At 36.8% G+C, this 20,946-nt stretch carries 21 protein-coding genes; 17 read left to right on the forward strand and 4 right to left on the reverse strand.

From position 1 onward, the window contains the following. Positions 1-24 precede the first annotated feature (24 nt). The 3 genes from BBS29_RS05310 (at position 25) to BBS29_RS05320 (ending at position 4,558) form a co-directional block, all read left to right on the forward strand. Positions 25-1,560, forward strand: a complete 1,536-nt coding sequence (locus BBS29_RS05310; protein ID WP_068129757.1) for an ATP-binding cassette domain-containing protein — start codon at positions 25-27, stop codon at positions 1,558-1,560. After that, positions 1,557-3,089, forward strand: coding sequence for an ATP-binding cassette domain-containing protein (locus BBS29_RS05315; RefSeq protein ID WP_068129761.1), 1,533 nt, complete (start codon positions 1,557-1,559; stop codon positions 3,087-3,089). The genes BBS29_RS05310 and BBS29_RS05315 overlap by 4 nt, the downstream gene beginning before the upstream one ends. Before the next feature lie 131 nt (positions 3,090-3,220). Beyond that, complete coding sequence (locus BBS29_RS05320; RefSeq protein WP_068129764.1) at positions 3,221-4,558, forward strand: hemolysin family protein; 1,338 nt, start codon at positions 3,221-3,223, stop codon at positions 4,556-4,558. 473 nt (positions 4,559-5,031) lie between these two features. On the opposite strand, the gene BBS29_RS05325 is transcribed toward BBS29_RS05320, so the two are convergent. Together BBS29_RS05325 and BBS29_RS05330 are read right to left on the reverse strand one after the other, a co-directional pair. After that, entirely contained in the window at positions 5,032-5,283 is a 252-nt protein-coding gene (locus tag BBS29_RS05325; RefSeq protein ID WP_068129769.1) for a GlsB/YeaQ/YmgE family stress response membrane protein, read from the reverse strand. A gap of 126 nt (positions 5,284-5,409) precedes the next feature. After that, the gene (locus BBS29_RS05330; protein ID WP_068129772.1) at positions 5,410-6,591 is read right to left on the reverse strand and encodes an MFS transporter; all 1,182 of its coding nucleotides are present in this window, start codon (positions 6,589-6,591) and stop codon (positions 5,410-5,412) included. A gap of 75 nt (positions 6,592-6,666) precedes the next feature. Between BBS29_RS05330 and BBS29_RS05335 the strand changes: the two genes are divergently transcribed. From BBS29_RS05335 to recQ, 7 genes are all read left to right on the forward strand, one after another. Beyond that, positions 6,667-7,245, forward strand: coding sequence for an anthranilate synthase component II (locus BBS29_RS05335; protein WP_068129775.1), 579 nt, complete (start codon positions 6,667-6,669; stop codon positions 7,243-7,245). Next, a complete protein-coding gene (gene pabB / locus BBS29_RS05340; protein ID WP_068129778.1) occupies positions 7,246-8,328 on the forward strand; it encodes an aminodeoxychorismate synthase component I in 1,083 nt (360 codons plus the stop codon). Further along, positions 8,321-8,917: an aminotransferase class IV gene (locus tag BBS29_RS05345; RefSeq protein WP_068129780.1), complete on the forward strand. Its 597-nt coding sequence runs from the start codon at positions 8,321-8,323 to the stop codon at positions 8,915-8,917. The genes pabB and BBS29_RS05345 overlap by 8 nt, the downstream gene beginning before the upstream one ends. Before the next feature lie 9 nt (positions 8,918-8,926). Beyond that, entirely contained in the window at positions 8,927-9,142 is a 216-nt protein-coding gene (locus tag BBS29_RS05350; RefSeq protein WP_068129783.1) for a hypothetical protein, read from the forward strand. Positions 9,143-9,152: 10 nt separating this feature from the next. Further along, positions 9,153-9,401 (forward strand): hypothetical protein, encoded by a 249-nt coding sequence (locus BBS29_RS05355; RefSeq protein WP_068129786.1) that lies wholly within the window; start codon positions 9,153-9,155, stop codon positions 9,399-9,401. Continuing rightward, a complete protein-coding gene (locus tag BBS29_RS05360; RefSeq protein WP_068129789.1) occupies positions 9,398-10,303 on the forward strand; it encodes a hypothetical protein in 906 nt (301 codons plus the stop codon). The genes BBS29_RS05355 and BBS29_RS05360 overlap by 4 nt, the downstream gene beginning before the upstream one ends. 168 nt (positions 10,304-10,471) lie before the next feature. Next, positions 10,472-12,241: a DNA helicase RecQ gene (gene recQ / locus BBS29_RS05365; protein WP_068129792.1), complete on the forward strand. Its 1,770-nt coding sequence runs from the start codon at positions 10,472-10,474 to the stop codon at positions 12,239-12,241. Between the two features lie 625 nt (positions 12,242-12,866). Here recQ and BBS29_RS05370 read toward each other — a convergent pair. Then, positions 12,867-13,724, reverse strand: coding sequence for a DMT family transporter (locus BBS29_RS05370; protein WP_179853834.1), 858 nt, complete (start codon positions 13,722-13,724; stop codon positions 12,867-12,869). 154 nt (positions 13,725-13,878) lie between these two features. Here BBS29_RS05370 and BBS29_RS05375 point away from each other — a divergent pair, with 154 nt between their 5' ends. The 6 genes from BBS29_RS05375 to BBS29_RS05400 all read left to right on the forward strand — a co-directional run bounded on the left by BBS29_RS05375 (position 13,879) and on the right by BBS29_RS05400 (position 19,001). Then, positions 13,879-14,271: a FixH family protein gene (locus BBS29_RS05375; protein ID WP_068129795.1), complete on the forward strand. Its 393-nt coding sequence runs from the start codon at positions 13,879-13,881 to the stop codon at positions 14,269-14,271. 79 nt (positions 14,272-14,350) lie between these two features. Beyond that, positions 14,351-15,016, forward strand: a complete 666-nt coding sequence (locus BBS29_RS05380; RefSeq protein WP_068129799.1) for an SDR family NAD(P)-dependent oxidoreductase — start codon at positions 14,351-14,353, stop codon at positions 15,014-15,016. Positions 15,017-15,132: 116 nt separating this feature from the next. Further along, positions 15,133-16,095 (forward strand): ABC transporter permease, encoded by a 963-nt coding sequence (locus BBS29_RS05385; protein WP_068129965.1) that lies wholly within the window; start codon positions 15,133-15,135, stop codon positions 16,093-16,095. Further along, positions 16,088-17,050, forward strand: a complete 963-nt coding sequence (locus BBS29_RS05390; RefSeq protein WP_068129803.1) for an iron chelate uptake ABC transporter family permease subunit — start codon at positions 16,088-16,090, stop codon at positions 17,048-17,050. The genes BBS29_RS05385 and BBS29_RS05390 overlap by 8 nt, the downstream gene beginning before the upstream one ends. Beyond that, positions 17,047-17,844, forward strand: coding sequence for an iron ABC transporter ATP-binding protein (locus BBS29_RS05395; protein WP_068129807.1), 798 nt, complete (start codon positions 17,047-17,049; stop codon positions 17,842-17,844). The genes BBS29_RS05390 and BBS29_RS05395 overlap by 4 nt, the downstream gene beginning before the upstream one ends. Positions 17,845-17,924: 80 nt before the next feature. Further along, on the forward strand, positions 17,925-19,001 hold the full coding sequence (locus BBS29_RS05400; RefSeq protein WP_068129810.1) for a siderophore ABC transporter substrate-binding protein: 1,077 nt from the start codon (positions 17,925-17,927) through the stop codon (positions 18,999-19,001). A gap of 19 nt (positions 19,002-19,020) precedes the next feature. Here the strand turns inward: BBS29_RS05400 and murB are convergent, their stop codons facing one another. After that, positions 19,021-19,944 carry a UDP-N-acetylmuramate dehydrogenase gene (gene murB / locus BBS29_RS05405; RefSeq protein ID WP_068129815.1) on the reverse strand — a complete coding sequence of 308 codons (924 nt, stop codon included), beginning with the start codon at positions 19,942-19,944 and terminating at the stop codon, positions 19,021-19,023. A 97-nt stretch (positions 19,945-20,041) separates the two neighbouring features. On the opposite strand from murB, the gene BBS29_RS05410 reads away from it, so the two are divergent. Beyond that, the gene (locus BBS29_RS05410) at positions 20,042-20,932 is read left to right on the forward strand and encodes an EMYY motif lipoprotein (RefSeq protein WP_068129819.1); all 891 of its coding nucleotides are present in this window, start codon (positions 20,042-20,044) and stop codon (positions 20,930-20,932) included. Positions 20,933-20,946: the final 14 nt, after the last annotated feature.

Here is a 20,946-nt window from a genome sequence, read left to right on the forward strand (position 1 = left end):
CGTTTTTTTAATAGAGGTGTAAACATGAAGTTTGATTTGGATAGAAAGTACATCGTGATCTATACGCTCATTTCAACCGTAGTTGCAGTGAGTTATTTATTATTCGGTCACGAACTATCAAAACTACTTGAAAACTTAATCATAAACAAAACGACAGTAAAAACTGAATTTATAATGCTCATCGTGTACTTTATCTTGTTTTTCTTAGTGACATATATGTATAACTTCTACACGAGTAAAGTCGCAAGTCAAAACTTAACAGAAAAAGCAAAAGCTCTTGCACGCAGTATTCACGTCGATTCAAAGAGAGATAGCGAATCGATTTTAAACGCAATATTTGTCCATTTAGAAAAGTATCGTCCGTATCAAGAAAGTTTTATACCGACGGTCGTTTTAACTGTGACAAAGGTCGTTATAATTATCGTTGCACTCTTTTTTATAGAGCCAGTTGCAGCAATTATACTTCTTACAACGGCGCCTTTTATACCGTTATTTTATATATTAGTCGGCCTTAAAACTGAAGATGAAGCACTCGAGCAAGCGACAGAGTTCGACGAGATGGGCACGCTATTTTTAAATTTAGTACGCGGAAAAGACACGGTCACCTATACGAACGCTGAACGTGAGGCGAGTCGTGCGTTACAAAAGAGTAACGACAAGTTTTTATCGACGACGATGCATATATTAAAATATGCTTTCCAATCGACGTTAATGCTCGAGTTTATAACGATACTCGGTATTGGTCTAACGGCGCTCGAGGTCGGATTACGTATTATCATCTTTGAAAATATTACGTTTTACCAAAGTTTCTTTGTACTGCTCATGGCACCGGAATTTTATTCATCATTAAAAGTGATGGGGACAGAATTCCATAACGGAAAAATCGCAGACGGTCACTTACAAAAAGTGAACGAGTCACTAGTAGCACCACGTAAAGAGTACCGTGAAAAAGGTGAGTCGTTACAGCTCCACGACGTTACGATTACGACAGACCGCGACTTACTTAAAAATACGTCTATTCAGTTTAATAAATCTGGTCTCATAGCGATTACCGGAAAATCTGGTGTCGGGAAAACGACGTTATTAAATACGATCGCCGGACTACACCCGCCGACAACTGGACAAGTAACGATTCAGAGCGACGACGTGTTATATATATCTGACGATATTTACTTATCTGACACGACGTTTAGACAGTATTTTAACGATCTCGAAGAAGATAAAATACTCAACGTCTTACAAGAACTTCAACTTTACGACAGTATTATGAATCTTGAAGCGGGGCTCGACACGTTAATTATCAACAATAATGTACCGTTAAGTGGCGGAGAAATTGTTCGACTGAAACTCGCACGTGTATTACTTTTACGTCCACATATCGTATTGATGGACGAACCGACAGAGTTTTTAGATGACGCAACTGAAGAGATCGTATTAGAGCATTTAAAAGATCTAAAAGAACATACGTTAATTATCGCGGTCGTTCATCGACGTGCATTATTAGATATCGCGGACACACATATCGTTATGCAAAATGAAACGCTAGAGGTGAGTGTATGAACTTTTTAAAAAATGAACAAATAAAAGTATACTTAAGCATCATCCTCGGCATTTTAAGTGGCCTTGTTGGTGTCTCGATATTCGGTTTAAGTGGCTATATGATTAGCTTGAGTTATTTTAATCCGCCACTTATTACAATAATTTTTATTATCGTAATTATTAAACTGTTCGGCTTATCAAAAGGTGCGTTTAAATATTTTGAACGTATATTTTCGCATGAAGCGACGTTTCAAATGATCAACCGTTTGCGTCTTGATTTTTTAAATCAGACATTGGCAAATCATATTAAGACACGTGACGTCCGGTTAATCGAACGTTTAAATAAACATTTTGATGATATTGAAGGGTATTATATACGAATCGTTTACCCGATTGTTACAGCTGTTTCGACTGTGCTTATTGTCATTATTTTATCGGCGCTCGTTAGTACGAAACTTGTCGTTATATTTAGTGTGTTTTCATTGTTCGTTTTACTCGTCGTACCACTAATTTTTAAGCGTGTATTTGAACGTATTTATGACGAAGAAAGTGACGTAGAGTCCACGCTCTATTTAAAAGTATATAGTCTCATATACGGGTATACGGATTTTTTCATCAACAAAGAAATCGATGAAAAGCAGCATGGCATCGAGACGTTAATTGAGCGATATAACGACAAGAAATTTATGCGCGCGAACATAACACATATCATGCGAATGACTGCACAGGTACTACAAATTATCGGATTGTCACTCATTATTTATGCGGTGGATGATGTACTACTGTTACCGATGATTCTCTTGATATTTATAAACGTTGTGGAATTGCTTGTCCCAGTTATGCAGCCGGTGAGCGAGTTCAGTCGTGTGAAAGAGACAATCAAAAGAATCGAAGGTCATTCTGAAAACGAGCGTCCGTTTAACGAAGAGTTGTCAGTTAAAGACTTAACGTTTCGGTATGAAAATTCAAAGCGCGACGTGTTAAAACGAGTGACGTTAAACGTTAAACAAGGCGAAAAACACGTCATTATTGGGCCGAGTGGATCTGGGAAGTCGACGTTACTTCATCATTTAATTACAGAAGATGCGAGTGTGATGCCTCAGTTTTTAGATTTTTACAACGGGACATTAAGAGATAATTTAACGATGTTCGGTAAAAATGAAGTTGAAGCGGACGAGTTAAAAGAGTATTTGGATGATTTTAATTTAAAAGAACTGGAACTGGATGATTATATGTACGCCACTCGTCACATGTCAGCGGGTGAAATGAAAAGACTGCATGCGATTCGTATGATTTTAGAACGTAAAAATACGTGGATTATGGACGAGCCGACAGCCCGACTAAACGATATTTTACGAGAAAAAATGTGGGACCTTATATTAAAGCAAGAGACATTAATCGTCGTGACACATGATTTAAGTCATTTGGGCGAGTTTGATTTTATTCATTATTTAAAAGATGGAGAAATCGTCGAAACGATTACGAGTGATGCGTTAAAAGAAGAGAGTTCAGAAATTAAAAAAATCACTGAACGTTTTACATTTGAATGATGTAGAAATATATTCAAAATTAAGCGAATGTGGTAAAATATCAATACTATATTGGAAAAAGAAACGTATCGTAAGCATACTTATCTATATATAGCTAATCAATGGAGGTGACCCCGAGTTCGGGGAACGTATTGGATACGACCACAATCTTAAATCTATTTATATTTATTCTACTCATTTTACTGACGATGATGTTCGTTGGATCTGAGTTTGCATTTGTTAAAGCGAGATTATCAAAAATCGATCAACTGATTGAAGAGGGCAATAAAAAAGCCGAATTAGTGAAGCATATGATTCTTCATCTCGACTATTATTTATCTGCCTGTCAGTTAGGGATTACAATCACAGCGCTAGGATTAGGTTGGATTGGAGAATCAACATTCGCAATTTTATTAAATCCCTTATTTGACTTAATTAATATACCAAACGAGTATATGACGATCGTTAGCTTTATTGTCGCGTTTACAATCGTGACGTTCATACACGTCGTTGTCGGTGAACTTGCACCAAAAACAGTTGCAATTCAGTATGCTGAAAAAGTGAGTATGGTATTTGCGAGACCACTCTATATATTTGGAGTTATCATGAAGCCATTAATATGGTCAATGAACGGAACTGCGCGATTTTTAGTGAGACTCATAGGTATAAAAGATGTCGCGACAGAACATGCACACTCTGAAGAAGAGTTAAAAATTATTATGACACAAAGTTATAAAAGCGGAGAAATCAACTTAACAGAGCTCGCTTATATGAAAAATATATTCTCATTTGATGAAAGAGCCGCAAAAGATATTATGGTTCCGAGAACTCAAATGATCACACTGCAACAACCGATTACGCTAGAAAGTGTCTTAGAAACTGTAAACGAATATAGCTTTACACGTTATCCAGTGACAGACGAAACTGGAGATAAAGACCAAATTATCGGATTTATAAACGTCAGAGAATATTTCACAGAGTATCTATCGGGTAAAACAGATAACATCGAAGACTTTATACACGAACTCCCTGTTATCACTGAAGTATCTCACATTTCTGATGCGCTAATTAAAATGCAAAAAGAACGTGTCCACATTGCACTCGTCATCGATGAGTACGGTGGAACAGCAGGCATGATGACGATGGAAGACATTCTCGAAGAAATCGTCGGTGAGATCCGTGACGAATTCGACGAAGATGAAGAACCAGAAATCGTTAAAGTCGAACAAGAAGAGAATCTGTATCACATTAACGGAAGAATGTTACTAGCAGACTTAGAAGAAATGTTCGGTATCGAATTTGAAGACAGCGAAGACATTGATACGATCGGAGGCTGGCTGCAAAACATTACCCCTGACATCTCAGAAGGTGATGTTGTCGATACGAAAGAAGACAAGTGGGTCGTCTTAGAAACAGACAACCACACAATCAAGACAATCGCTTTTTATCGAAGTTTATATAACTACGAAGACGAAGAAGTAAAAGATTAACAGATGGGCGGTTTTTTTATCTTGTAGGATAAAAAGTGAACTATCGCTCATTGCTAATTTACAAAAATGAGGCTTGGAGACTGAAATTTGTTAGATATATCAGGATATTTAACAAAAACTCAGGATCCGGCCTCTTTTTTGTTAGATAAAAAGATATAATTAACAAAAACAGTGGCGCCGACCCGAAATATGTTAAATAAATCGGGATATCTAACAAAATCGCAAAATTTTTGTTAAATAAAATTTGGCGTAAGAGAGTTTTTCATCTTTTAAGATAAAAAGAAACTATCACACATTGGTTATTTACAAAAATTCTCTGAATCTATGAGATATACCAGGATATTTAACAAAAACTCAGGCGCCGACCCGAAATTTGTTAAATTAAACCAAGCGAAGTTCTATAATTACACATCGGATACAACCAAAAAACTCCGCAAGGCTATCAGCCTTACGGAGTCTCTCTGTTTTAAAAATTATTTTCTTAATCGTCCAAATATGAATGATACAATTAAGATTAAGATGATCGCACCGAGTAGTGTGCCTATGATACTCATGCCACCAACTGTTGGTCCAATATTTAACCCAAGTGCGTTACCAATTGATGCTCCGACTAATCCTGCGATGATGTTACCAATAACACCACCTGGAATGTCTTTACTAATGATTAAGCCGGCGATCCAACCAAGGATACCACCAACGATTAATGTCCAAAGCCATCCTAACATAAAAATTCCTCCTATAAGTAGTTTATATATTTAATAAACTAAATGTGTTATTAAATACCAGTATTATTATCTGATATATATTACATACCCGACTATATATGTTATAAACATTTACAGTAAAAACTTTTATGCTTTTTCTTTTCGATGCTTAAATACAAAGGCCAAATAAAAACTAAAAGCGATGATAATACTTATCGCGCTGATTAAGTAAATGTACGAATAACCAAATAAATCTGACACGAATCCAAATATTAACGCTCCGAGTCCAACTCCTAAATCAAAAAATGAGAAGAACGTTGCGTTTGCCATACCACGCCTGTTCGACGCTGCGCGATTTACTGCCATCGCTTGGAGTGCTGGTTGTACAAATCCAAATCCGAGTCCGTATAGTATTGCTGCGATGTATAACGTCGTCGCTGATGTCATAGAGAACATCATAAACATAGCAACTGTAATCATGATTATTCCTGGAACGAAGACGACTCCCATACCGTGGCGGTCAAATAATTGTCCCGCGTAAAATCGAGTAGAGAGTAGTGCGAGCGCGTATACGACAAAATATATTTGAATGCTGTGAGACGAGAATCCAAGTTCGATTGTGTATGCAGGTAAAAAGGATGCGATTCCACCGAAAGTAAATGTCACAAACATAAGTAAAAATGAAGCCGGTAACGCCGTTTTTTCAAATAAATCAAAACGGTGATACGTCGTACTCTTACTCGCTTCTTTATCCGGTTTAACATAATTAATTTGCGTTGCAAGAATGAATGCAATGAGTATTAATGTTCCGCAGAGGATAAACAACCACGTAAACGAAATGTAATCGACTAAAAATAAACCGAGTGCCGGTCCAAGCGCAAGAGCAATATTCGCACTAATAGAGAAAAATCCGAGACCTTCACCACGACGAGATGCCGGAATTAAGTCTGTTGCGATCGTCCCTGTTGCGGTCGTTAATGATCCCCATCCAATGCCCTGCACAACTCTAACTATTAATAAGACGAATAGTACTGTACTAATTGTTAACGAATATGTCGACACTAAAAATATGATTAAACCGTAGAAGAACACGTAACGACGACCTTTTGTGTCAAGCCACGTCCCAGCAGCTGGCCGAATGAGTAGTGCACTAAAAGTAAATATCCCAACGACGAGACCGATATATTTATTATCTAAACCGAGGTCTTGAACGAACAACGGTAATGTCGGTAACGTCATTTGAAACGATAGAAAAATAAAGAAGTTTGCAAATAAAATAATAATGAAATCTTTTGTCCATATTCTATCGTGTAAATTACTATTGTCCATCGCTAGTATCCGCCTTTCTATTAAATTAAATTTCGTATAAAATAGAACGTATCACTAACATATAGAGGAAATTTTATGAATATACTAATGATTGATAACTACGATTCATTTACGTATAATCTCGTTCATTATTTAGAAATGAACGACAAAGGTGTAAATATAATCGTGAAACAACCGTATGAACTTAACAATAATACCATAGATGACGAAAGTATTATAGGGATTGTCGTTTCTCCAGGGCCATCTCATCCGAAAGACCGACCTGAAGTAATCGAGTTTTTAAAATCTGCTTGGGGGAAAGTTCCGATTTTAGGAATTTGTCTCGGCCATCAAATGTTATGGCATATGACAGGTGGCACAGTGACACATTTAAAACGTCCGGTGCACGGAGAAACGTATGAACTCACGCACGACGAAAAATTTATCTATAAAAATATCGATAATCCAATTCAGATTACGCGTTACCATTCTCTCGTCTGTAAAGGCGATAACGACGAATTTGTAGTCGTCGGCACAGCAGACGATGAAATAATGGCGATCCGCCATAAAACGGAGGACATTTTTGGACTTCAATATCATCCAGAATCGATATTATCTGAAGAAGGTCATGCACAAATTAATAATTTTATCGATATCGTATTGGAGAGATACTAAATGAAAGCACATATCAATTTCACAAAAAATGGCGTCGTTGAAGACTTGTATTTTGTAAAACCGGTTAAAACATACGATGAAACAACACCTTTAAAAGATGTATTAGACGCGTTAGGAACTGCACAAAACAACGACCAATATGCACTTTTTGCAGTGACATATGAGTCTTATAAAAAAGATGAAACAGAATTTCTCGCTGCAATTTACGATGCACCAGTTTCGAGAGACGTCTTTTTATCTGAAAGAGAAAATGGGACGTATACATTATCACCGTATAAAATGATTGAATTACAAGAAGAAATCGAAAGTAATATCGAGAAAGTGCGAGACTATATACGAGATGGGCATACGTACCAAGTGAATTATACGACGCGTATGCATGGGGAGTTTTCAGGAGATGCGCATGCGCTCTATGAAAGACTCACTGAAGAAAATAATGGTGGCTACACAGCGTTCATTGAGCACGGTGATTTAGCGATTGTTAGCGCGTCACCAGAGTTGTTTTTTGAAATTGATAGCGACCGCACGATTCGAACGCGCCCAATGAAAGGAACAGCTCCTCGTGGTGAAACGCTAGAACAAGATGAAGAAAACTATGCCTTTTTAAAGAATTCTAAAAAAGACCGTGCAGAAAACGTAATGATCGTCGACTTACTTAGAAACGACGTATCGAGAATATCACAAAGTGGCACGGTGAATGTTCCGCATTTATTTACAATTGAAAAATATAAAACAGTATTTCAAATGACGTCGACAGTTGAAGGTCAGTTAAAAGATATACCATTTAGCGAGGTGTTCGGCTCACTCTTCCCGTGTGGATCGATTACAGGCGCACCAAAACAAATGACGATGGAAATTATTGAAGCGCTCGAATCGACAAAGCGTGGGTATTATTGCGGGGCAATCGGTCTTTTATATAAAGATCAAACGACAGTTGTGAACGTACCGATTCGTACGATTGTCATCGAAGGCAATAAATATACGTACGCAGCTGGCGGCGGTATTACGTATAATTCTGATAAGACGAGTGAGTATCACGAAATTCTTACAAAATCTAAATTTTTAGAGCAAGCATATGACTGAACTTATTGAAACGATGCGCCTTGAAGACGGTGTCGTGAAGCGTTTAGACTATCATAATAGACGTATTAATCGGTCGGCTGAAGTATTTCATCTGAACAAGATAGATTTAAAAGAAGCGGTTAATAGTTATGTAAAAATACATAACTTAAATCAAGGCGTATACCGAATTCGTGCACTATACAATAATGATTTGACATTGATGCATGATAAGTTAGAAGAAACAACAGAAATTACCGCAAATGTCATTCAAATGGACTGTACAGAAACGAAATGGTTAAAACATAAAACGACGAAGAGAGAACAATATAAAACAAGTGAGTATCCGTTTGCGTTATACTATGATAAAACGGAAAGAATCACAGAGTTTAACATCGGTAATCTCGTCGTTAAAACGCATGATGGTTATTTCACACCGAGTAAAAGTGGTCTATTAAATGGTGTGATGAGACAATTTTTATTAGACAATGGTACTATAAGTGTACGAGATTTTACTTTAGATGAATTAACCGAACGATATAACAATAACGAGATTACGATTTATTTAATCAATAGTTTAAGAGAGTGGGTCAAAGTGAACCTACAAGTTTAGGAGTGAACTATGTTTACACTATTATTATTAGGCATATTAGTCGCCGTCATTATATTGGCGTTCTATATCAGTACATATTTATATGAAAATGACATTACACTCGTCGCACTACTCGTCGTAGTCGTCGGTATCATCGTAAGTATTATACTCGTCGGTTGGATCATGGATAACACCGTAGAGTTTGTAAGTCAAAAACTAGAAATATTCTACAATCCAGACAGTTAGGAGAATGGTGATGATTTTTGAAAATGGTGAACGTGTAATGACCTATCAAAGCAATAAAACACTGACTGATAGCGAAAAAGAATTGATGCAGCAAAAATTTGAAACGTTAAAAACAGACGAAATATACGATATCGTATTTACGACATCTACAGTAAGTATTTTGTACCATCCAACGTTAATGATGGACCGTCTAAGCATGATCGATCCATCAGAGGTTGTACATGAAGTGATTGAAGAAGTGGTAGGTGTTTTAAAATGAGTATTATTATTCAAGATAAAGGACTACTGTCTACAGTAGTTTCATCATCTGAAGCACTCGACAACTTATCTCCACAAATCGCAAATAAACTCGTCGGTAACCCTGTCGATGAAAAGACAATCGAAATGGTCATTCGACCAGCTAAAATTGCATTTACAGAACCGACAGTAATCGCGTTTTCTGGTGCACTATTTAACGTTACAGTTGGCGATAAAAAACTATCTGCTAACCGTATGTACATACTTGACCGTGGAGACGTATTAACATTCCACGATTCTGACCGTGGAGGACGCGTCTACCTTGCAATCGCGGGCGGAATTAAAACGAACGTTTCTAACGTATTAGAGTCCGGAGACGAAATTACGATGCGACGCGATTATACTGAATTACATGACGAAATCTTTAGCATGATGCGAAATCGTTCGACAGTGTCATGGGGAATTGGATCGTATTCACTTGCTGAAGTATATTTATCGGATAATTTCCATATCGTAAAACGTAAAGGTGTCGACGAATCTGTCTATAGAACGTTAGAAGACACGTATGCCGTCACGTTTGAAAAATACCGCTACGCACTTAATTTAGAAGGTGAAGCGGTCGATTATACAGATGATTCGGTCGATAACTACGGTGTATCGGGCGGTGTATTTTTAAAAGATGGCCAGCCGTTTATCGCATTAAATGACTTTGAAGACTCCACAGAATACACACATATCGGAACGATACCGAGCTATCATATGCATAAGCTCGCGCAAAAAACAAAAGACTCGAAACTTAAATTTACTGAAATTGATGTCGAGCACGCATACGTAAACTTATATAACTACGAAATGTGGAAGAAAAGCCTATTCAAAGCGATCGATTATAAAATCAGTAAAGAACTCGTAAAAGAAAAAATGTAATAACAATTTTTTACCCGACAACATTAATTTGTTGTCGGGTTTTTATTATAATTGCGTATTTTAAACAGTAGTAGACGTATAACTCATAAAAAGTTCAGTTCACTTTAATATTTGAATCATTTAATGTATAATAAGTTAGCTTAAAAGTTGGACGATTGGGTGAGTTGTATGGAATCTGTATTAAAAAAGTCATTTGGTTTAGAGACGTTTCGACCAAAGCAAAAAGAAATTATACAGTCAGTTTTAAACGGTCAAAATACGTTAGGTGTATTACCGACAGGATCTGGGAAATCGTTATGTTACCAAGTTCCTGCATTAATGTTTGACGGTACGACGATCGTCATTTCACCGTTAATTTCGCTTATGCAAGACCAAGTGACAGCGCTTGTCGATAAAGGAATTAAAGCAGCGTATATCAACTCAAACATGACAAAAAAAGATCAAATGCGAATCGAGCGACGATTATTAAATGGGGATATTGAGTTATTATATGTCGCGCCGGAGCGCTTTAAAAATGAAGAGTTTTTAGAAATTATCTCGAGAATTAATGTCCCGCTTGTTGCATTCGATGAAGCCCACTGTATCTCAAAATGGGGACACGATTTTAGACCAAGTTATCAAGACGTTATTTCGGTCATCAATGAATATATTGGGGACGCGGTAAAAGTCGCGTTAACTGCGACTGCAACTGAAGACGTTGAGAAAAATATTATAGAGCTTTTAGAAATCGATGAGACGGATGTCTATAAAACGTCAGTAAAACGCGACAATTTAGAGTTAATTGTCAATGACACGTTCCAGCGCGAGCGTTTTATCGTTGACTATTTAAACGAACATAGAGGCAAAAGTGGCATTATATACGCGGCGACGCGTAAAGAAACTGAAAAGATCAGTGGCTTTTTATCAGATAATAATATTGATAACAGAATTTACCACGCAGGACTTACGAAGTCTGAGCGTGAAGAAAATCAAAATGCGTTTATAAAGGATGACGTCAAAGTCATCGTTGCAACGAACGCCTTTGGTATGGGAATCGATAAGGAGAATATCAGGTTCATTATCCACTACAATTTACCTGGAGACCTGGAAAGTTACTACCAAGAAATTGGGCGAGCGGGTCGTGATGGTAAAATGAGCCAATGTATTCTTTTATCGAACCCGAGAGACATTGCGCTCCAACAGTTTTTCATCGACCGATCACAAGCGAGTGACGATGTAAAAGAAAGTATGCGTGAAAAACTCGACCGAATGATTCAATATAACGAAACGTCAAAATGTTTGTCGTCGTTTATCGTAAAATATTTTGATAAAAATGAATACGTGACTGAGTGCGGGGAGTGTTCAAACTGTAAAAGTGACGCGCGTACAGTTGATATGACTGAGGAAGCGAAACTTATTATGACACTCGTTAAACTAGTGTCGCTGTCACCTGAAAAAGTGATTCAAGTGTTACGCGGTGAAGTGAACGATAATATTATTGATTCTGGCCTGACTGAAGTCAGCCAATTCGGGCAATTATCGAACTACTTAACGAGCGAAATTCACCACATAATCGAAGAACTCGTATTTAGAGGATATATACATTTAGAAAACGATACGTTATACGTCGTGAAGAAGAGTGAAGCGGTACTTAACGGTATAGAAATGATTTACACGGTACCATATCGCACGCAGTTTAAAGAAAAAGTAAGCGTATCGACAGAATCTAGTTTTAACGAGGCTCTTTATCAGCAACTAAAAGATAAGCGTGAAGAACTTGCTGTGGCGCGAAATATAGATGCTGCGCAGATTTTTACAGATGCGTCGTTAAAAGAAATCGCAAAAAAGATGCCAGAAACAAAAGGCGACATGATCAAACTGCTCGGCATCGGAAACTATAAACTCAAACATTACAGCCCACACTTCTTAAAAGTCGTCGAAGAGTATAGTAAGAAATAGGGGAGGAGTCTTTTCATCTTTAGAGGATGAAAAGACTTTTTTGTTGTGATGGGGGGGAGGTGTTGGAGTCGGTTATTAACAAAATTTCCCTGAATTTGTTAGATATATCGAGATAATTAACAAAAACTCCGGATCTGGTCTCGTTTTTGTTAGATAAAAAAATATAATTAACAAAAATTGGGTCGTGGTGTCAAAATATGTTAAATAAATCCGGATATCTAACAAAATCGCAAAATTTTTGTTAAATATAATTTGATGAAACAGTGTTTTTATACTTTTGGGATAAAAAGGCACAACAAAGCCCGGAGAGACAAAATCGCAACCAGGTTTTTCTTCTTTTTATTTACAAAAAATGTCTGAATGTGTTAGATATATCGAGATAATTAACAAAAACTCCGGATCTGGTCTCGTTTTTGTTAGATAAAAAAATATAATTAACAAAAATTGGGTCGTGGTCTCGAAATGTGTTAAATATATCCGGATAACTAACAAAATCGCAATTTTTATGTTAAATAAAACAAGCACAAACTGAGTTTTTCATCTTTTAAAGTAAAAATTCACATCAAACACCACAAAAAAGCGAGACCCGGAATCAGCATGGTCTCGCTCCTTTTCAACAGAAATATTACGTTCGTTTTTGCGGTAAGTTTTTCATGTACATATAGAAACTTGCTACGAAGATGATAATGTACCCGATAATCGATAGAATATCTGGGTATTCTCCAAAGAATATGATACTGAACATCGCAGTAAATATAATCGTCGTGTAGAAGAATATCGAGATCTCTTTCGCTGGTGCATAACTGTATGCAATCGTTAGGCCGAATTGTCCTACTGATGCTGCGACTCCTGCAAGTAATAGGAACATGAGTTGTTCACCGGTCATCGGTTCATAGTTATAGATGAAAAACGGCAGTAACGCGACTGTTGAAAATCCTGAGAAATAAAATACGACGGTGTAAAATTTCTCGCGATCTCCGAGGACTCTTAACACAGTGTACGCTCCTGCAGCTGCGAGAGCACCGAGCACCCCGACTAAGGCATCAAATGATGTACTTTCAAACGACGGTTTGATAATAAATATCGCACCAATGAATGCGATAATAATCGAAGTCATTTGGAATCGTCTAATATATTCCTTTAAAAATATTGCGGATAAAATAATCGTGAAAAACGGACTGAGCTTGTTTAAAATATCTGCGTCACTTAAGACGAGTTTATCGAGTGTGTAAAAGTTAAGGATAACCCCAATTAACCCGAGCGTTGAACGCAGTAATAGCAATCCTTGGTTTTCTTTTTTACCAAACAGTGGTTCTTTATAGCGAATGACGAGTACGAGCGCAATCAACATCGCGACGAAGTTTCTAAAAAACGCTTTTTGTACTGTTGGTAAGTCGCCAGAGTATTTTACAAAGAGCGACATTAAACTAAAACCAAGAGATGAAATAATTAAAGCGATAATCCCTTTCGTTATATTGTTCAACTGTATACCTTCTTTATTATTAAAATTACTATCTTAGTGTAACACATAGATTGGTATATATCTTTGTCAAAATCTATACATAATTAAGCGATAAAGAACAAGAAAATGTATGATATTCTAAATTTATATCATACATATTGGAGGCAACATATCAATGAAAAAATTATTAGGTGCAGCAGTATTATCAAGCGTTTTAGTACTTGGAGCATGTGGAAATGACGAAAACAAAGACGACATGGAAGGACACGACGAAGTTGCTGGTTTAGATGTTGAGTTAACGACTCCTGAAACTGCAACAGCTGGTGAAGAAGTTGAATTCGTTGCACACGTTACTTCAAACGATGAAGATGTAAACGATGCAGATAAAGTATTATTTGAAGTGTTAAAAGACGATGAAAGCCTCGATAAAATCGAAGGGGAATTTACTGAAAATGGACTTTACAAATTGAACTACACATTTAAAGAAGCAGGAACATACGAAGTGATCTCACACGTTGACGCGAACGGCTTACACACAATGCCTAAAAATGAGGTTGTCGTAGAGTAATTACATTTCTAGACGAAAAAAATAGAATGGCGTAAAATAAGTATCTAAGAATGGTGAACATTCTAATGGAGGTACTTAGATGAAAAAGACGTACATTATTACAGATGCTTTAACAGCAATTGGGCAACGTTTGGCGCATGAACTTGCAAAGCGTGGCCACAATTTAATATTATCTGGAAATGACTACAACGAACTCGAAGCGTTGCACGATGAATTAAAATCATATAGTGATGCGCATCACGAAGTATTTTTACTCGAACAAGCAAAAGAAATCGACTGGCTAAATATGGTCGATAAAATAGATTCAACATACGACGGTTTAAATGGTGTGATTTTTATACACTCCATTGAGACTGAAGATAACGATGTATACAATGTTTCATACGATGAATTTACTGAAGTTATGAACGAACACGTGTGGGGAACGTACCTTGGAGTACGCACGTTACGCAATCAATTGATCGAAACGAAAGAGACGAAAATCATCAATTTAGTAGAACCTGTACGTGAAGAAACATTCGAACACAATTTATATTATGCAGTTACCGGTGCGATAGAAGGACTCACGCATGCGATACAAAGCGAGCTTCGTAAAGAAGATCTTAACGTTTATACGCTAAGCTATCGTCCGACTGAACGAGATGCTTCGTTCAATCCAAACGACGACAGCGCAGTTGGGACTATTTTTAAAATTCTAGATGATGAGATTTCAAATGATAATAACGAAACGATCATCATTCATTAAAAAACCACTCATTTTCGAGTGGTTTTTATCTATTATGCTTGTAAATAGAGAATCGTGTAGTATAATGATAAATAGAAATTCAGTGAGAATGATTATCAATTAGGCGGTTTCACATGATGAAGAAATTATTTAGGCTAGATGTACTAATCATTGTGCTCATATTAGTATCGATACTTTCTCTATTTGTTGGAGTAAGTAGTTTGCCTTTATCAGATATATTTAATTTAAATGAGCAACAAAAGACAGTTTTATTACATAGTAGAATACCGCGTACTGTATCAATTATCATTGCAGGTGCTGCTCTTGCGACATCTGGTTTAATTATGCAACAGCTCACGCGTAACAAGTTCGTATCCCCTACGACAGCAGGGACGATGGAATGGGCGCAACTCGGTATTTTAATCGGAATGATATTTTTCCCGGCAGCGAATATGTTAATGAAATTATCATTTGCAACGATGCTGTCATTAATTGGTACGTTAATCTTCATGCAGATTATTACACGTATTAAATTTAAAGATATCATTTTCGTTCCACTGATCGGTATTATGCTCGGTGGGGTCGTTTCGAGTGTAGGTACATTTTTAGCACTTAGAACGAATAACCTACAATCCATCGGTGCGTGGATGCACGGCAGTTTCTCTACGCTGGTCACTGGGCGATACGAGATTTTATATATTAGTATTCCGTTATTGCTATTAGCAATTTTTTATGCACATCAGTTTACAGTTGCTGGTATGGGAGAAGACTTCTCTAAAAACTTAGGTCTGAATTATAAGCGTGTCGTAAATATCGGACTATTTATTACCGCTGCGATTACAGCAATTGTCGTTGTAACAGTTGGTATGCTACCGTTTTTAGGGTTAATCGTTCCGAACATCGTCTCTATTTTTAGAGGGGATCATTTACGCAGTACGATTTTCTTAACAGCAACACTCGGTGGGATATTCGTTATGATCTGTGACATCATCGGCCGTGTGATTATTTACCCGTACGAAGTGTCTGTTGGACTCGTCATCGCTGTATTTGGTAGTGCAATCTTCCTATTTATGATTTATAGGAGGGTAAAGCATGCATAGTAATAAGAAAAATATAACGCTTTTAATCGTTTTATCAGTCGTTGCACTTGGACTTATAGCATTTTACATGTTGTACGGTATAAATTTTAAGATTTTACATTATCAACTACCGTCAAGAATGCTCCGTACGTTCGCAATCATTATCGTTGCTACCGCAATCGCAGTATCAACGGTAGTGTTCCAGACGATTGTTAAAAATAGAATCATTACTCCGTCGATTATGGGGTTAGATTCGGTCTATGTATTTATACAAACAGCGATCGTATTTATTGCAGGAGTTAGTTCGCCATTACTATTTAATGACGCGTATAACTATTTCTTAAGTTTAATAATACTCGTCATATTTACAGTTTTTGTATTTAAATTCTTATTTAAATTGACGAAAAACAACGTCTTCATACTATTACTTATCGGTATTATACTTGGAACGTTTTTTGGAAATTTAGCAACATTTATGCAAGTGCTAATCTCTCCAGAAGATTTCATGATATTACAAGGACAGTTATTCGGATCGTTTACGAAGATAAATGAAACGTTACTTTATATCACACTCGGTATCGTCATCGTGTTACTTATCATCGTGCTACTCGATTTTTCATCGCTCGATGTGATGGCGCTCGGTAGAGAACACGCGATTAACCTCGGTGTAAACTACGACTTAAAAGTTTCTAAACTACTTATAATCGTTGCGATATTCGTATCCGCATCAACTGCACTTGTTGGACCGATTATGTTTTTAGGGCTACTCGTCGTAAACTTAGCCCATGAAGTGTTTAAAACGTATAAACATTTATATCTTATTATAGGAACCACATTAATCAGCATTATCGCGTTATTAATTGGTCAGATGGTTGTACAGTTCGTATTTAAGAATAACATCGAACTAAGTGTTATCATTAACTTAGTAGGTGGAGTGTACTTTATCTATCTCATGCTAAGGAGGAGTAAGGCTTGATACAAATTAAAGGTCTTTCTAAAGCGTATGGTAACAAAAAAGTTGTCGACAACGTGTCACTCGATATAGAAAAAGGGAAACTGATGTCTTTAATCGGACCGAATGGTGCCGGTAAAAGTACAGTGATCTCGATGGTCACTCGTTTAATGGATAAAAACAGTGGTGAAGTATTGTTAGAAGGTGAGAATTTATTTACAAAACCGGACAACGAGCTCGCTAAAAAGATATCGATTTTAAAACAGAGTAACCATTTAAATTTAAACATTACAGTGCGAGAGCTTATCGCATTTGGTCGATACCCGTATTGTAAAGGGCGTTTAAAACAAGAAGATAACGAAAAAATCGACGAAGCAATTAAATATATGGGACTTCAAGATTTACAACATCGTATGATTGATGAGTTATCTGGTGGGCAGCGTCAACGCGCGTTTATCGCTATGACAATTGCTCAAGATACTGAATATATATTTTTAGATGAACCACTCAACAACTTAGATATGAAACACTCAGTTCAAATTATGCAAATCTTACGTCGATTATGTCGCGATAAAAATAAGACGATTATTATCGTCATTCACGATATTAATTTTGCATCGTGTTACTCAGATAATATCGCAGCATTAAAAGATGGTAAATTAAAAATATCTGGCACTAAAGATGAAGTCATCCAAGAAGATATTTTGAGAGATATATACGACATGGACTTACAAATACAAAACGTCTGTGGTCACCGTATTTGTATTTACTTTGATGGTGAAGCAGTTGAATCACGTCAAGTATTTGGAGCGGTCTAGTCGCTTACACTTTTAAGGAGGTGATGGGTGCGCTACAGCTTGAAATTTAGTGGGGGCTAAATTTAGAAAGGGAAGTTTAAATGAACATTAAGAAATTATCAGCATTACTTTTATTATTTATAGGAGTTATCGTACTTGCTGCATGTAGTAACGACGGAGGTACAGATCAGTCAGAGACAAAAGAAGAACCAGCTAAAGATGATGAGGAAACTGTAGAAACAACAGTTCCATACACAAATAACTTTGATATGAGTCTTACAACAGAACGTGATAGCGATACTGAAGCTGTTGACGAAACAATTGACGTAATTAAAAATTCTAACAAAGTAGTTTTATTAGACTTAGGGGTTGCATCAACGTTTGAAGCACTAGGTTTACAAGATAACGTTATCGCGTTACCTAAAGGTGAGAACGACTCTATTCTTGGACCTGAGCTAGAAACTTATAAAGATGAGAAGTATGTAAACCTCGGTGGGTTAAAAGATCCAGACTTCGAGAAAATTGCAGAGTTAGATCCAGAAATCATCATGATTGGTGGACGTCAAGCAAACAAACCATCAATCGAAGAATTTAAAAAGGCAGCACCTAACGCATCAATTATTTATGTAAGTGCTCAATCTGACAACTACTTTGAAGACATTAAAGAAATGACGACATTTATCGGAGAATTATACGATAAACAATCAGACGCAGAAGCGTTAAACAAAGAATTAGATGAAAAAATCGAAGAAACTAAAAACTTAGTTTCCGAAAAAGATAAAACGATGATGTTCATCCAAACAAATGGTGGCGACCTATCACTACACGGCCCAGGCGGACGTTATGATTTCTTATACAATCCAATCGGATTCAAATCTTCCGAAGGTGACTCAGAAGACAAAACTGCGTCACATGGTAACCAAATTTCATTTGAGTACATCTCTAAAGCAAACCCAAGTATGATTTTAGTGATGGACCGTGGTGCAGCGATTAGTAACGGTGAGGATGCTACAAAAGTAGACGTACTTAAAACTGATGTTACTAACAACGTAGATGCTGTAAAAGATGATAACATCTTTGAATTAAATTCAGTAAGATGGTACTTAAACTCTGGTGGTCACGCGTCAGCGATTGGCCAACTAGAAGAATTACAAGGGTTTTTAAATGAAGTAAAATAATTAAAAAACGATCCAAGATTTAATCTTGGATCGTTTTTTCTGTATGTTCACCGATAATTCTAACTTCGCGCTGTAACAGCACGTCATACTTTTCTTTAACGACTTGTTGTACGTGGTGAATTAACTCTTCGTAATCACTACCTGTACCGTTGTCGATGTTTACCATAAACCCGGCATGCTTTTTAGAAACTTCCACGCCACCCACTCTATGTCCTTGTAGACCACTATCTTGAATCAGTTTTCCCGCAAAGTGTCCCGGGGGTCTTTGGAATACCGAACCACAAGACGGTAAATCAAGCGGTTGTTTTGATTCACGTAAAAACGTCAGCTCATCCATTTTCGCATTTATTTCAGATGAACTACCTTCTTCTAATTTAAATGTCGCTTCGACGACTAAATATCCATTCTCTTGAACGATACTTTGTCTATATCCGAGGTGTAATTCCTCATTTGTTAAAGTTAATAATTCTCCATCTGGCGTAATTACTGATGCTTCTACGAGGCAGTCTTTTAATTCGCCACCGTACGCTCCAGCGTTCATATATACAGCGCCTCCGACGCTGCCTGGAATGCCACACGCAAATTCTAATCCAGTTAGTGAATGGTCGCGCGCAAAACGTGATACGTCAATAATTCGACTACCACTGCCTGACGTAATATAATCGCCATCACGTTTAATTTCTTTTAACTCTAACGTGTTTAACACAATCCCTCTAATGCCACCGTCTCTAATAATTAAATTCGAACCATTTCCAAGATACGTAATTGGTATTGAATACTCTTTTGCAAAACGGATAGTTTCCATTGCATCGTGAATATTATATACTGATATATAGTAATCTGCATTACCACCAGTATGTGAATACGTATAGCGTTGTAATGGTTCATCTGTTTTAATGACAGAATTTGTTAGACGCTCGCGTAAGGATTTTTCAATGTTCATAACAAAAGTCCTTTCTCATACGAATCAATTACTATTATAAACGGGAATACAAAAAAAGACTAGAATAACCATGCAAGAGGAAGGGTGAGATTCTAGCATGTTTCGATATTTAAAGTTAACGATATTAATCGGCACAGTCTTCATTATATCTGCGTGCCAGTCATCGTTAGAAAGTGACATCCAGCAATATGAAGAAAATATGGAAGATATTTATGAACTCGACCGACAATTTCTTGAGGCACTCGACGAACTCGACTTAAAGCAACTAGAGACAGTCTATGCAACAGAGGCAGATGTTTCAAAAGATGACATCGCTGAAATTAAAAAAGTAGTCGATGAATCTCTCGTCCCATTGTCGACTAAAATGAATGAAAAAATAGAAACGGTAGAAGTTTCAAACGAAGAGTTAAAAGAAGTGCATGAAGATTATGTAGAGAGTTTAGAGTTAAAAGAAACGTTCGCGAAAGAGCTCGGACGTGGGATCGATTTATATTTATCGTATAAAGAGTCGACAAATCAACTCATTAAAGACGGTGAAGCCGTCAGTGCGGCAAAAAAAGAACGTCAGTCTATTATCCAAGGCAACCACTCTAAAGTAGCTGCAGCAGAAATCGACCAAGTGATAGACATCGTCAATGAGCGTAGTGGTGAGCTTGAAGAAAATGTCGGTTTATTACAAAGCGATAACGATGTAGCTGAGAAACAACGCATTGTGGATGAAGTACTAATGCCAATTTTAGATACACAAATCGACAAATTAAATCAATTATCACTTGAAACTGACGAAGCAAAATCTGTACGAAGTATCAGTTTAGAAATGTTTTATACATTCAAATCATATTACAAAGAACGTATTAACATCATCCAAGTATACGAAGAAGAACAAAATCTTCAAATTCAAAACATCGTTCCAAAAACAGAATCGTTTAATAAACTTGATATGACGTACTCAGAAAAACTGAATCAATTAAAAGAATCTACAAAATAATAACTGCACATCAT

It is taken from the genome of Nosocomiicoccus ampullae, assembly GCF_001696685.1.
Classification (GTDB): Bacteria; Bacillota; Bacilli; order Staphylococcales; family Salinicoccaceae; genus Nosocomiicoccus; species Nosocomiicoccus ampullae_A.